Source organism: Larkinella sp. (genome assembly GCF_965227735.1).
In the GTDB taxonomy this organism is placed as follows: domain Bacteria; phylum Bacteroidota; class Bacteroidia; order Cytophagales; family Spirosomataceae; genus Larkinella.
Window position 1 is genome coordinate 2,232,065 of the sequence record NZ_OZ245776.1, and the last position, 13,347, is coordinate 2,245,411.

Annotated in this window: 12 protein-coding genes; 8 read left to right on the forward strand and 4 right to left on the reverse strand. The window is 54.0% G+C overall.

Features of this window, described 5'->3' with window-relative positions; translation table 11 throughout:
• Positions 1-5: 5 nt before the first annotated feature.
• On the forward strand, positions 6-2,162 hold the full coding sequence (locus ACO064_RS08510) for a catalase (protein ID WP_421831000.1): 2,157 nt from the start codon (positions 6-8) through the stop codon (positions 2,160-2,162).
• Between the two features lie 142 nt (positions 2,163-2,304).
• Here the strand turns inward: ACO064_RS08510 and ACO064_RS08515 are convergent, their stop codons facing one another.
• Positions 2,305-3,054 carry an acyl-CoA desaturase gene (locus ACO064_RS08515; RefSeq protein WP_421826962.1) on the reverse strand — a complete coding sequence of 250 codons (750 nt, stop codon included), beginning with the start codon at positions 3,052-3,054 and terminating at the stop codon, positions 2,305-2,307.
• Positions 3,055-3,248: 194 nt separating this feature from the next.
• On the opposite strand from ACO064_RS08515, the gene ccoS reads away from it, so the two are divergent.
• The 7 genes from ccoS (at position 3,249) to ACO064_RS08550 (ending at position 9,462) form a co-directional block, all read left to right on the forward strand.
• The gene (gene ccoS, locus ACO064_RS08520) at positions 3,249-3,425 is read left to right on the forward strand and encodes a cbb3-type cytochrome oxidase assembly protein CcoS (protein ID WP_150874439.1); all 177 of its coding nucleotides are present in this window, start codon (positions 3,249-3,251) and stop codon (positions 3,423-3,425) included.
• Positions 3,426-3,440: 15 nt separating this feature from the next.
• On the forward strand, positions 3,441-5,639 hold the full coding sequence (gene ccoN, locus ACO064_RS08525) for a cytochrome-c oxidase, cbb3-type subunit I (protein WP_421826963.1): 2,199 nt from the start codon (positions 3,441-3,443) through the stop codon (positions 5,637-5,639).
• A gap of 16 nt (positions 5,640-5,655) precedes the next feature.
• Entirely contained in the window at positions 5,656-5,889 is a 234-nt protein-coding gene (locus ACO064_RS08530; protein ID WP_421826964.1) for a hypothetical protein, read from the forward strand.
• Between the two features lie 16 nt (positions 5,890-5,905).
• Positions 5,906-6,748, forward strand: a complete 843-nt coding sequence (locus ACO064_RS08535; protein WP_421826965.1) for a cbb3-type cytochrome c oxidase N-terminal domain-containing protein — start codon at positions 5,906-5,908, stop codon at positions 6,746-6,748.
• Between the two features lie 12 nt (positions 6,749-6,760).
• Complete coding sequence (gene ccoG, locus ACO064_RS08540) at positions 6,761-8,215, forward strand: cytochrome c oxidase accessory protein CcoG (protein WP_421826966.1); 1,455 nt, start codon at positions 6,761-6,763, stop codon at positions 8,213-8,215.
• Positions 8,216-8,345: 130 nt separating this feature from the next.
• Positions 8,346-8,771 (forward strand): FixH family protein, encoded by a 426-nt coding sequence (locus tag ACO064_RS08545; RefSeq protein WP_421826967.1) that lies wholly within the window; start codon positions 8,346-8,348, stop codon positions 8,769-8,771.
• A 1-nt stretch (position 8,772) separates the two neighbouring features.
• On the forward strand, positions 8,773-9,462 hold the full coding sequence (locus tag ACO064_RS08550) for a sulfite exporter TauE/SafE family protein (RefSeq protein WP_421826968.1): 690 nt from the start codon (positions 8,773-8,775) through the stop codon (positions 9,460-9,462).
• 276 nt (positions 9,463-9,738) lie between these two features.
• Here ACO064_RS08550 and ahcY read toward each other — a convergent pair whose 3' ends face one another.
• The 3 genes from ahcY to ACO064_RS08565 form a co-directional block, all read right to left on the reverse strand.
• Entirely contained in the window at positions 9,739-11,055 is a 1,317-nt protein-coding gene (gene ahcY, locus ACO064_RS08555; RefSeq protein WP_421826969.1) for an adenosylhomocysteinase, read from the reverse strand.
• Between the two features lie 132 nt (positions 11,056-11,187).
• Positions 11,188-12,405 carry a pyridoxal phosphate-dependent aminotransferase gene (locus ACO064_RS08560; RefSeq protein WP_138991063.1) on the reverse strand — a complete coding sequence of 406 codons (1,218 nt, stop codon included), beginning with the start codon at positions 12,403-12,405 and terminating at the stop codon, positions 11,188-11,190.
• A gap of 165 nt (positions 12,406-12,570) precedes the next feature.
• The gene (locus ACO064_RS08565; RefSeq protein ID WP_421826970.1) at positions 12,571-13,344 is read right to left on the reverse strand and encodes an amidohydrolase; all 774 of its coding nucleotides are present in this window, start codon (positions 13,342-13,344) and stop codon (positions 12,571-12,573) included.
• Positions 13,345-13,347: the final 3 nt, after the last annotated feature.

Here is a 13,347-nt window from a genome sequence, read left to right on the forward strand (position 1 = left end):
GAATGATGATGAATGACCAACAGAACCGGCGCAACACGAACGACAAAATCGAGGAGTTAAACCAAAACCGGGAAGACAGTACGGACCAATATTTAACTACCAATCAGGGACTTCGGGTTAATGATGATCAGAATTCCCTGAAAGCGGGTCCGAGAGGAGCCACCCTGCTGGAGGATTTTATTCTTCGCGAAAAAATCACCCACTTCGACCATGAGCGGATTCCGGAGCGGATTGTACACGCCCGCGGAGCCGCGGCTCACGGTTATTTTCAGGTCTATGAACCACAGACTGAATTAACGAGGGCCCAATTTTTACAGGACCCCTCGAAGAAAACACCAGTCTTCGTCCGTTTTTCAACCGTAGCGGGGTCACGGGGTTCTACCGATCTCGCCCGCGATGTACGCGGATTCGCTGTCAAGTTTTACACGGAAGAAGGAAACTTTGATCTGGTCGGTAACAACATGCCGGTTTTCTTCATTCAGGATGCCATCAAATTTCCGGATTTAGTTCATGCCGTCAAACCGGAACCGCACAACGAAATACCGCAGGCGGCATCGGCCCACGATACATTCTGGGATTTCATTTCGATTACGCCCGAATCCATGCACATGATTATGTGGGTGATGTCGGACCGGGCCATTCCCCGCAGCTACCGGATGATGGAGGGATTTGGCGTCCACACCTTCCGGTTTGTGAATGCCCAGGGAAAATCCCGCTTTGTCAAGTTTCACTGGAAACCGTTGCTGGGCGTTCACTCGGTGGTTTGGGACGAAGCCCAGCTCATTTCGGGCCGTGACCCCGACTTTCACCGTCGCGACCTGTGGGATTCGATCGAAGCAGGCGCTTATCCGGAATGGGAACTGGGCGTACAGATTGTGGAGGAAGAAGACGAGCACACCTTTGATTTTGATTTACTGGATGCCACCAAGATCATCCCGGAAGAACTCGTGCCGGTTCAGCGCATCGGCAAATTAACGCTGAACCGAAATCCGGACAACTTCTTCGCCGAAACCGAGCAGGTTGCTTTTCACCTGGGTCACCTGGTGCCGGGGCTCGATTTCACCAGTGACCCGCTCTTGCAGGGGCGTCTTTTCTCGTATACGGATACCCAGTTGTTGCGGTTGGGCGGACCTAATTTCCACGAGATTCCGATCAACCGGCCGGTTGTGCCCGTACACAACAATCAGCGCGATGGACATATGCGCCAGACCATCAACAAAGGAAAAACCAGCTATGGCCCCAATACGCTGAGTGGGGGCTGCCCATTCCAGGCAGGTCAGGACATGAGCGGTTTTACGAGCTATGCGGAACGAATTGACGCCCAAAAGGTGCGCGCCCGCAGCAAAAGTTTCATGGACCACTATAGTCAGGCCAAACTGTTCTGGAATAGCCAGACTGAGGTGGAAAAAACGCACCTGGTGAAAGCCTTGCGGTTTGAACTGGGAAAAGTGGCGGTGGAAGAAATCCGGAAACGGATGCTCATTCACCTGGCGCAGGTGGATGACACACTGGCAACACTCGTTGCCGCAGGGCTGGGCCTGGAAGTGCCTCCGGCGAAGGGAGTTCAGTTGAACATGGGCGTTCCGGCCGATGCCGATCCCGCTGACTACCAGCCGACCCCCGCCCGTTCGGATGTCGGCCGTTCGGCGGCACTCAGTATGGCAAATCCCCCCAACGTTGGCATTAAAACCCGTCAGGTCGCCATTCTGGCCGCCGATGGTGTAGATAACGATGCGCTGGAAGCCATGAAAAATACCTTGTCTGCTGAAGAAGCCATTGTTGCCATCATTGCGCCACGGTTGGGTATGCTCAAAACGTCAACTGGCCAAACAGTCAAGATCGACGCCAGCTTACAAACGGTTGCGTCGGTTCTGTTCGACGCGGTTTATGTTCCGGGTGGTCAAAGCAGCGTCGATTCGCTCTGCCAGGAATCCGACGCGATCCGGTTTGTCCATGAAGCATTCATGCATTGCAAAGCCATTGCCGCCACCGGCGAAGGCGTTGAACTCCTGAAAGCAGCCGCCAATGGCGGAGCCGAAAAGCTGCTCAAAAGTGACGGGGTTGTTACCAGCACTGAAACAAAGTTGGCCGACGTTCCTCAGAAATTCGTAGCAGTCATTGCCCGGCACCGGTTCTGGAGTCGGGAAAAGACCCTGTTATAAACTTTTGAAGGGTCGGTCGGCCCCACCCCTGGTAGTGGATTTGGTGGCTATACCGAAACCGCACTATCAACTGATAGCAAAATCACCCCAACTCAACCAACAAGACCGGTCGAATTGGGGTGATTTTTTTTGACGTATCCTGTTACATATACGCTTCGTCGCGCCCGCGCCGGAGCTTCACGATGCCCAGTTTATTCATCAATAAAATCAGCGGATAAGCCGGGTCGAACTCGTGCCAGCGGAAACCGCCAAAGTTGGCCCGGCCGCCGTAGCGGTGGTGGTTGTTGTGATACGATTCGCCCATCATCAGAAAGTCGAACGGCAACAGGTTTTTGGCCGTATCGTCCACTTTGAAGTTGATGTAGCCGTAGCGGTGGGCGCACCAATTGATGATGGCACCATGCACCGGTCCCATAAAAAAATGGAACGGCAGCAGCAGAAACAGCCAGGGTGAGGTGGCAAACTGGATGTAAAACAGCACGTAGAACGTTCCCCAGGCTACCCGCACCGGCCAGCGATCGCCGAACCATTCCATCCACGGCCAGTTAGGCACACCCTTTTTGAATTTCGCCGGAACGGTGTCGCGGTTGTTGAGAATGTCGTTGTAAAACTGCCGGGTTTTCCACATCATATCCATCATGCTTTTGGAATACTTCGGCGAGTGCGGGTCTTCCTCCGTATCGGCGTAGGCGTGGTGCAGCCGGTGCATGATACCGTATGCGCGTGGACTCAGAAATGACGATCCCTGGCTAATGAACGTCAGCATGTAAAAAACCTTCTCCCAGCCCTTGCTCATCGTGAACATCTGGTGGGCGGCATAGCGGTGGAGAAAGAGGGTCTGCATCAGGACCGACAGGTACCAATGCGCGAGAAAAAAAGCGAGAATGATCATTCGAAACAAGATTCTGGTGTAATGCGCCAAAAGTAGTTCCTGCCGGTTCGCGCGGGCCTAACACGGGTCAGCCGACCGGATGAGTTTTGTCAGCCCGCCTGGTTTACCTGAATTCTATCACCCCCCTGCCTGACGAACCTCATACGTTGCCCAGCGGATAAGCCGCACTTTTGACCCGGCAAACGCTCACGAGTATGAACATTATCTTCTTTATGATTGGCATTAGTCTGCTGCTGGCACTGGGGTTTTTCGGGGCTTTTCTGTGGTCGATGAAAACCGGCCAACAGGACGACCTCTACACCCCTTCGATGCGGATGCTGCTCGACGACAACGAACCTACTACTACCTCCTCCATCGATACCCCCGCATAATCGCTCGTTACCACTATGAATGTCTCGCAAAAACCGCCTGTTACGATTTCGCCTGAACATCCCCGACCGGGGAACGGAGCCGCTCCCGCCGTGGAACGCTTCGAGTATGACAACCGCATTGTCCGGGATTTCGCCGTTGCCACCATCATCTGGGGCGTCGTCGGCATGTTGGTCGGGGTGCTGATTGCCAGCCAGTTGTTCGCTCCGGCGGCCAACCTCGGCAACCAGTATACGACCTTCGGACGGATCCGGCCGCTGCACACCAACGCGGTCATTTTCGCCTTCGTCGGCAATGCCATTTTTATGGGGGTATATTACTCGCTGCAACGGCTTTGCAAAGCCCGGATGTTCAGCGATTTGCTCAGTAAAATCCACTTCTGGGGCTGGCAGGCCATCATCGTAGCCGCAGCCATCACGCTGCCACTGGGTCTGACCACGTCGCACGAATATGCCGAACTCGAATGGCCGATCGACATTGCCATTACGCTGATCTGGGTGGTTTTCGGGATCAATATGTTCGGCACGATCATCAAACGCCGGGAGCGCCACCTGTATGTCGCCATCTGGTTCTACATCGCCACGTTTGTAACGGTTGCGGTTCTGCACATCGTCAATTCGTACCAGATGCCTGTCAGTCTGTTCAAAAGTTATTACGTCTACGCCGGGGTGCAGGATGCGCTCGTGCAGTGGTGGTATGGTCACAATGCCGTGGCATTTTTCCTGACCACGCCGTTTCTGGGGCTGATGTATTACTTCCTGCCCAAAATGGCAAACCGCCCGGTGTACTCTTATAAACTATCGATTCTGCACTTCTGGGCGCTGATTTTCATCTACATCTGGGCCGGTCCTCACCACTTGCTCTATTCATCGCTGCCCGACTGGGCGCAATCGCTGGGGGTGGTTTTCTCCATCATGCTCATTGCCCCCTCCTGGGGTGGGATGATCAACGGATTGCTGACGCTGCGCGGAGCCTGGGACAAGGTTCGGGAAGATACCATCCTGAAATTCATGGTCGTCGGGATTACCGCCTACGGGATGGCCACCTTCGAAGGGCCCATGCTGTCGCTCAAGAACGTCAACGCCATTGCGCACTTTACCGACTGGATCGTAGCCCACGTACACGTCGGAGCGCTGGGCTGGAACGGTTTTCTGACCTTCGCGATCCTGTACTGGCTCATTCCGCGCATGTATAAAACGCCCCTGTATTCTAAAAAACTGCTGAGTATCCACTTCTGGATCGGCACGCTGGGAATCCTGTTCTACGCCATTCCGATGTACATCTCAGGTTTCACCCAGGGCATGATGTGGAAGGAATTTACACCGGAAGGCACCCTGCGCTACCCGAATTTCCTGGAAACCACCCTACAACTGCTGCCCATGCACCAGATGCGGGCGCTGGGTGGTACTTTCTACCTGCTGGGCGCGATTTTGATGGCCTATAACCTGTTCAAAACGATGGCGGCCGGGCAACTGGTGGTCAACGAAACCGCCGAAGCACCTGCCCTGGAGCAAGCCTATGTACCGACGGGAACCGATACTTACTGGCACCGCTGGTTAGAGCGCAAGCCCATTCCGCTGCTGATTGGCTCACTGGTGGTGATTCTGATCGGTTCGATGGTAGAATTGATTCCGACGTTCATGGTAGAGTCCAATGTGCCGACGATTTCTGCCGTGCAACCGTATAGTGCGCTCGAAGTGCAGGGCCGCGACCTCTACATCCGCGAGGGCTGCGTCAACTGCCACAGCCAGATGGTCCGGCCTTTCCGCAGCGAAACCGAGCGGTACGGGGAGTATTCCAAAGCGGGCGAATTTGTGTATGACCACCCGTTCCTGTGGGGCAGCAAACGCACCGGTCCGGACCTGCACCGCGAGGGCGGCAAGTACCCCGACTCCTGGCATTACCACCACATGCGGGATCCAACGTCGATGTCGCCGGGGTCGATCATGCCCGCCTATCCGTGGCTGCTGGATCAGAAACTCGACATTTCCAATACGTCGGATAAGCTGAGAACGCTGGCACAAGTGGGTGTTTCCTACGACGACGCCACGATCAGCTACGCCAACGAAGATTTGCAAAAACAGGCCCAGGAAGTCAGCGACCGCCTGGCGAAAGACGGGATTAAAGTCGACGCCGACCGCGAGATCGTCGCCCTGATTGCCTACCTCCAGCGGCTCGGCACAGACATCAAGAAAATGGAAAACGCAACCAAATAACGATGGATGATGAACGATGAACGGGCTGACGCATAATTCATCGTTCATCGTTACCTCGTTCATCATTCCCTTCAAAGCCATGTTCAAGCAATTTATTTCCAAAATTCCCGGCGCGGACGTTTATATGGTCGGCTCGTTTGTCACCTTCCTCGCCTTTTTCATTCTCGTTGGCCTGTATCTGGTTCTGGTGGATAAAACCTACATCCGCCAGATGAGCCGGATGCCCCTCGATGAATCGTCAACCGATTAACCACCTTCCTCTTTCCATGAATTCATTTATTCTACTCAATGGTGGGCTGCTGGGCCAGGAACCGGCAAAATCCATCTGGGACATTTCATCCGGTCAGGATCTGTTGCTGGTTACGGTCGCTCTTTTTCTGCTGGTGGGCATGGTAGCCGTCGGAGCAGTGGCACTGAACCTGGTGTTCCTCCTCAAAAAAATAATAGAGCCCGACGCCCAAACCGTTGCCAAACCGGTCGATACGCGCTCGTGGTGGCAACGCATGGCAGGGCTGCACGAACTGAATCAGGAAAAAAACCTGACGATGGAACACGCCTACGACGGCATTGCCGAACTCGACAACCCAACGCCCCCCTGGTTTATGGGCCTGTTCTACGGAACCATCGTGGCGGGTGTCATCTACCTGCTCGTCTACCACGTCTTCAACACCGGCGACATCATGGTGCAGGAATATACCCAGGAAATGGCCATTGCCGATAAACAGCGGGAAGACTACATCAAAAAAGTGGCCGGTTCCATCAACGAAAATACCGTTACGGTCTTGAAAGATGCGAAAGGGATCGACGCCGGAAAAGCCCTGTTCACCCAAAACTGCGTGGCCTGCCACGGCGCCAATGCCGAGGGGAAAGTAGGCCCCAACCTGACCGATGTCTACTGGCTGCACGGCGGTGACATCAAGGCGGTTTTCCACATTATTACGGAAGGCGTTCCCGAAAAAGGGATGATGTCCTGGAAAAAACAACTGAATCCGCTCCAGGTGCAACAAGTCGCCAGTTATATTCTGTCGCTGCAAGGCACGAACCCCGCCGGAGCCAAAGAACCGCAGGGCGAAAAAGTGACCATCGGCGAACCCGTTGCAACCCGCTAACTCAACACTCCGATGAAAACCAACGTAGCACTTCCCCCCTCGGACTTCCGCGATACGTTGCCCACGGCCGATGCTTCTGGTGGTCGGCGGTGGTTGTACCCGCGTGAAACCACGGGCCGGTTTACCCGCTGGCGGACGGTGGTGGCGGTGGTGCTGCTGATCGTGTTGTTTGCCGGGCCGTTTGTGTGGATCGATGGACATCCGTTGTTCCTGTTCAACGTGCTCGAACGCCGGTTTATCTTTTTTGGCGTACCGTTCTGGCCGCAGGATTTTTACCTGGTGGCGTTTGGGTTGATCGCCTTTATCGTGTTTGTGGCGCTGTTTACGGTCGTCTATGGCCGGGTGTGGTGCGGCTGGGCGTGTCCGCAGACGATTTTTATGGAAATGGTTTTCCGGAAAATCGAAGGTTGGATCGAGGGTGATTACAACGCCCGGAAACGGCTGGATGCCAGCCCCTGGACAACCGAAAAAGTGGTCAAAAAAGGGCTGAAACACGGCGTTTTCTTTCTGATTTCGTTCGCTATCAGCAACACCTTTCTGGCCTACATCATTGGCCGCGACCAGTGGCTGACCCTCATCACCGACAACCCGGCGAAGCACCTCGCCGGTCTGTCGGCCATCGTAGTCTTTACGGGCGTATTTTACCTCGTTTTTGCCTGGTTGCGCGAAATCGTCTGCACCACCATCTGCCCGTACGGACGACTTCAAGGCGTTTTACTGGACAAAAACTCCCTGATCGTCGCGTATGACTACATCCGGGGAGAACCGCGCGGGAAAAAGCACCGGGCAGAGGGTGACGGGCAAGGGATCTATACCGAACGGAACACTCTACCCGTAAGCCCAAGCTCGAAACCCAAGGGCGATTGCATCGACTGCAAACTTTGTGTGCAGGTTTGTCCGATGGGAATCGACATTCGGAACGGGACGCAACTGGAATGCATTAACTGCACGCTCTGCATCGACGTCTGTGATAGTGTTATGGACAAAATCGAACTGCCTCAGGGGCTGATCCGCATGGATTCGCAGGCTAATATTGAACAGGGAAAACCGTTCCGGTTTACCGCCCGGATTCTGGCCTACAGTGGCGTTTTGCTCGTTTTGTTGGGAATCATCGGTTTTCTGCTCGTTAGCCGACCGGTGGTGGACGTGACAGTTTTGCGCGCACCGGGGCAGTTGTACCAGCATGAAACGGGTGGTAAAGTCTCGAATCTGTATCTGGTCGAGGTGATCAACAAGACCTACCAGACGTTGCCGGTTCAATTCCGCCTGAGCCGAACGGATGCCAATCTGCGCTTCGTACAGCCGCTGTCGTCGGTGCCGGCCGGGGAACTGACCAAGGGAATGTTCTTTATCGATTTACCGGAAAAAACCATCCGGCAAAACAGCACGCCACTTCACATCGACGTGCTGGCCGGTAACGAAGTCGTCGATCAAATCGAAACTACGTTTTTGGGACCGGTCAAGTAATTGAGTGATCGAGCGATTGAGTGATTGAGCGAAGTAGATTCCTTATTCACTCAATTCAATTACTCAATCACTCATTCACTCAATCACTCAATCACTCAATCACTCATTCACTCAATCACTCATTGAATCCATGAACTGGGGAAAAGCCATCATACTCGTTTACATCCTGTTTGCCGGATTTATTGGCACCCTGGTGTATCTCATGTGCCGCCAACGGGTCGATCTGGTGCGCGATGATTATTACCAGACCGAAATCGCCTTTCAACAACAGATTGACCGGGTAGCCCGAACCGCTAAACTGGCGGAATCGCCAACCATTCGCTTCGATGCCACCCGGCAGACGATCGAACTGACGCGATCCGAAGCGGGTTCAACCGGCGGCAGACTGACCTTTTATCGCCCTTCGGATCGCCGACAGGATCGAAGCGTTTCCCTACAACCCGGCCAAACGACGGTTTCGACCGCCAAACTGGCCTCCGGTTTCTGGCGTGTGCAGCTGAACTGGCTGGAAAACGGGCAGGAATATTATAGCGAACAAACCGTAACCATTCCGTAACGTGCCGAATGTCTGGATCATCGCAGCCCTGACCACGGGTTTAGTCGGTAGCCTGCACTGCCTCGGCATGTGCGGACCGCTGGCGATGGCGTTGCCGGTCGGACGCTTGCCGCGTTCGCAACGGGTGCTGGCGATGGGACTGTATCATGTGGGGAGAATTACCGCCTATTCCGGATTGGGGTTGCTGGTCGGCACCATCGGCCAGGGGTTGTTGCTGGCCGGTTTGCAAAGGTCGGTGTCAATTGCGGGCGGTCTGTTTCTGCTGCTCTGGGTTCTGTTCCAGCACGGAAAACTGACCGGTTTGTCCTTGAATGGGGGACGAAACTGGGTGACCAAACCAATGTCCCGGTTTTTGCAAAGCCCTACTTTACAGGCATTTGCCGGACTGGGTTTTCTGAACGGTTTGTTACCCTGCGGTTTTCTGTATGTGGCCCTAACCGGAGCCATCGCCACCGGGAACGCGGCAACCGGCGCGCTCTACATGGCGTTGTTCGGCCTGGGAACGGTTCCGGCTTTGTTGCTGGTCCGGTTTGTCCCGACGTTTTTCCCGGCAAACCTGCGACGCCGGTTTTCGGTCTTGATGCCGGTCCTCACGATTGCCCTGGCCTTTCTTTTACTCGTTCGGGGTCTTTATCCTTCCACCGTCATCGACCAGACGGGTCACGAAGTTCCGATTTGCCACGGGAATTGAGTGAAGAATTAAGAGTTAAAAATTAAAAGTTAGCTGACGCGTTCAACTGCGCAATCGTGTATTAGCGGTTAGAAGTTGCTTGAATGAAGACCGGAGGCCTGTCCTGTCAATAGACAATAGCAGACATGAGTAATGGTAGCTCCGGAGGAGCGGCCTGAAGATGTTTTTAGACCGCTCCTCCGGAGCTACCATTACTCATGTCTGCTATTGTCTATTGACAGATCGCCCTTCCAGGGCTCCCCGGTTAACTCAAAACAGCTTGTTAACTCTTAACTCCTAATACCGGTACAGATCCGATTTGTAGGGACCTTCGGTGGTTACACCGATGTATTCCGCTTGTTCCTGATCCAGTTTTTCCAGTTTCGCACCCACGTGATCGAGGTGCAAAGCCGCTACTTTTTCGTCGAGGTGTTTCGGCAGAATGTAGACTTTGTTTTCGTATTTGTCCGAATTGGCCCACAGTTCCAACTGCGCCAGGGTCTGGTTCGAGAACGAACACGACATCACAAAAGACGGGTGGCCCATCGCAACGCCCAGGTTCACCAGACGGCCTTCGGCCAGCACGATGATTTCTTTTCCATCGATTTCGTACAGATCGACCTGCGGTTTGATCTGACTCTTCGAATGACCGTAGTTGGTGTTCAACCACGCCATGTCGATTTCGTTGTCGAAGTGGCCGATGTTACAAACCACCGCTTTGTCGCGCATCGTCTTGAAGTGACGATCTTTCACGATGTTGATGTTGCCCGTTGCGGTGACGAAAATGTTGGCGCGGGTCGCAGCCTCATCCATCGTAACCACTTCGTAGCCGTCCATCGCAGCTTGCAGCGCACAGATCGGGTCGATTTCCGTCACCAGCACGCGGCAACCGGCGCCCCGGAGTGATTCGGCAGAACCTTTTCCGACGTCACCATATCCGGCCACAACCGCTACTTTACCGGCCAGCATCAAATCGGTTCCCCGACGGATGGCATCGACCAGCGACTCGCGGCAACCGTATTTGTTATCGAATTTCGATTTCGTCACCGAGTCGTTGACGTTGATGGCGGGCAAATGTAATGTCCCGTTTTTCATCCGCTCATACAAGCGGTGAACACCCGTCGTCGTTTCTTCTGACAAGCCTTTGATGTTGGCAATCAGTTCCGGATAGAGGTCGAAAACCATGTTGGTCAAATCACCACCATCGTCCAGAATCATGTTCAGCGGTTTCCGTTCTTCGCCAAAAAACAGCGTTTGCTCGATACACCAGTTAAATTCTTCCTCGTTCATGCCTTTCCACGCATACACCGAAATACCGGCGGCCGCAATGGCGGCTGCGGCATGGTCCTGCGTCGAGAAGATATTACACGATGACCAGGTCACTTCGGCACCCAGTTCAACCAGTGTTTCGATCAGAACGGCGGTCTGGATCGTCATGTGCAGACAACCGGCAATGTAGGCACCAGCGAGGGGTTTCGACGGTCCGAACTCTTTGCGGAGGGACATCAAACCCGGCATTTCGGCTTCGGCCAACCGGATTTCCTTGCGGCCCCATTCGGCCAGCGCGATGTCTTTAACTTTGTACGGAACGTACGTGGATGTTTCTGTAGACATAAGAAGGGAGTAATTAATGCTTGATGAATAGAGAGGTATTCGGTTTACGGTTTTCAGTTTACGGTGGCTGACGCGCGCTTAGAAAAGAACTCGCTAGCCACCGAAAACTGTAAACCAAATACCGTAAACCTTTTATTTTAACGTTGCCACCGCGTCTTTAATGCGTTGTACGGCTTCGGTCAGGGCTTCGTCGGAGGCTGCGGTTGAAATTCGCAGACCGTAGGGAGCACCAAAACCTGAGCCGGCCACGGTTGCCACATAAGCCGTATTGAGCAACCAGGCCGCAAAATCATCCGAATCGTTGATGGTCGTTGTTCCATCCGATTTGCCGTAATAATAGCTGATGTCGGGGAACGCGTAGAAAGCACCCTCCGGCACGTTCACTTTAAAACCGGGAATTTCTTTCAGCAATTTTACCACCAGATCCCGGCGACGTTCGTAGGCTTTCGACATTTCCCGCGTCGGTTCCATGGGGCCGTTCAGGGCGGCCAGTGTAGCCCGCTGCGAGATCGAACCGGTTCCGGAGGTGACCTGTCCCTGCAATTTCTCCACCCCGTCGGCAATCCATTTGGCGGCACCGATGTAACCAATCCGCCAGCCTGTCATCGCAAAACCTTTCGCGACACCGTTAACGGTAACTACGCGGTCTTTGATTTCGGGAATAGAACCGATGCTGAAATGGCCTTTATCCGTAAAATTAATGTGTTCGTAGATTTCGTCGGCCAGCACAATCACATTTTCGTGCCGGGCCACCACCTCGGCAATGGCGCGGAGTTCGTCTTCGCTATACACCGAACCGGTCGGATTGTTGGGCGATGCGTACATGACGATTTTGGTGCGATCCGTAATGGCCGCTTCCAGTTGATCCGCCGTTACTTTGAAGTCATTATCAAATGCCCCTTCGAGGATGATCGACTTTCCTTCGGCGAGTTTTACCATTTCGGAATAACTCACCCAGTAGGGAGCCAGAATGATCACCTCGTCGCCGGGGTTCACCAGCACCTGAATCACGTTCGCCAGCGAGTGTTTGGCACCCGTCGAAACCACGATATTTTCCGGTTTCCAGTCAATGTTATTTTCCCGTTTAAACTTATCTGCAATGGCTTTCCGCAGATCGGCATAACCCGCTACGGGCGAATAACCGTGGTAGCCTTCGTCGATGGCTTGCTTGGCGGCTTCGCAAATGTGTTTCGGCGTCTTGAAATCAGGTTCTCCAACGCTGAGACTGATTACTTTGTGGCCCTGAGCGGCCAGTTCGCGGGCTTTTTTGGTCATCGCCAATGTTGACGACTCCTCCAGCGCGATGATGCGGTCTGCCAATAAACTGACAGTTTCTACCGATGCAGACATGAGATATGAGGTGATTGATTCAATAAACGGGCCTATTCAACCTGACTTTGCGTCCCGGACTGCGTATCCCGGCCACAAAATTACTAACTATCTAACGATAAGTGCGTAAAATTTGAATTTTTATAGTTATCGGGCCGAAAACTGGACGCGCTGCATTTCCGGTTTTTATTCAATTATCCGAAAATCATCCGCATCACGATTGGCCGGAAACCGCTCGCGGTACGCCCTTAACTCATCCAGGGAAAGCGTGGTTTGGAACGCCGTTTCGGTCTGGTTTTGCCGGAAAAGCACCTCGCCTTTCGGGTCGATCAGGCTCGAATCACCCGCATAGGCATGTCCGTTTCCGTCTTCGCCAACGCGGTTGACACCAGCGACATAAGCCAGATTCTCGATGGCGCGGGCTTGCAGCAGGGCGTTCCAGGCGGTGCTGCGGGCGGCAGGCCAGTTGGCCACATACAGCAACAGGTCGTATGCCAGTCCGGCATTCCGGCTCCAGACCGGAAACCGGAGGTCGTAGCAAATCAGCGGACAAATGTTCCAGCCGCGCCAGGATTTCACCAGCCGCTTGGTGCCACCGGCGTAGGTTTGCTCCTCCCCCGCCATCCGAAACAAATGCCGTTTGTCGTAGACATCAAACGAACCGTCGGGCTCCATCCAGATCAGGCGGTTGTAGAACTGGCCTTTTTCCTGCACAATATAACTCCCCGTCACCACGGCGTCGGTTTGGGACGCCATCTGTTTGAGCCAGCGGAACGTCGTCAGGTTCATCGGTTCGGCCAAGGCTTTGGCGTTCATCGAAAAACCGGTCGTAAACATTTCCGGCAACACAATGAGGTCGGTTTTTTCGGGCAGCGCGAAGATTTTCTCTTCGAGCATGGCCCGGTTCGCCGTCGGATTTTCCCAGTGGAGGCTGGTTTGCAGCAGGGTCAGGTGGAGCATTCC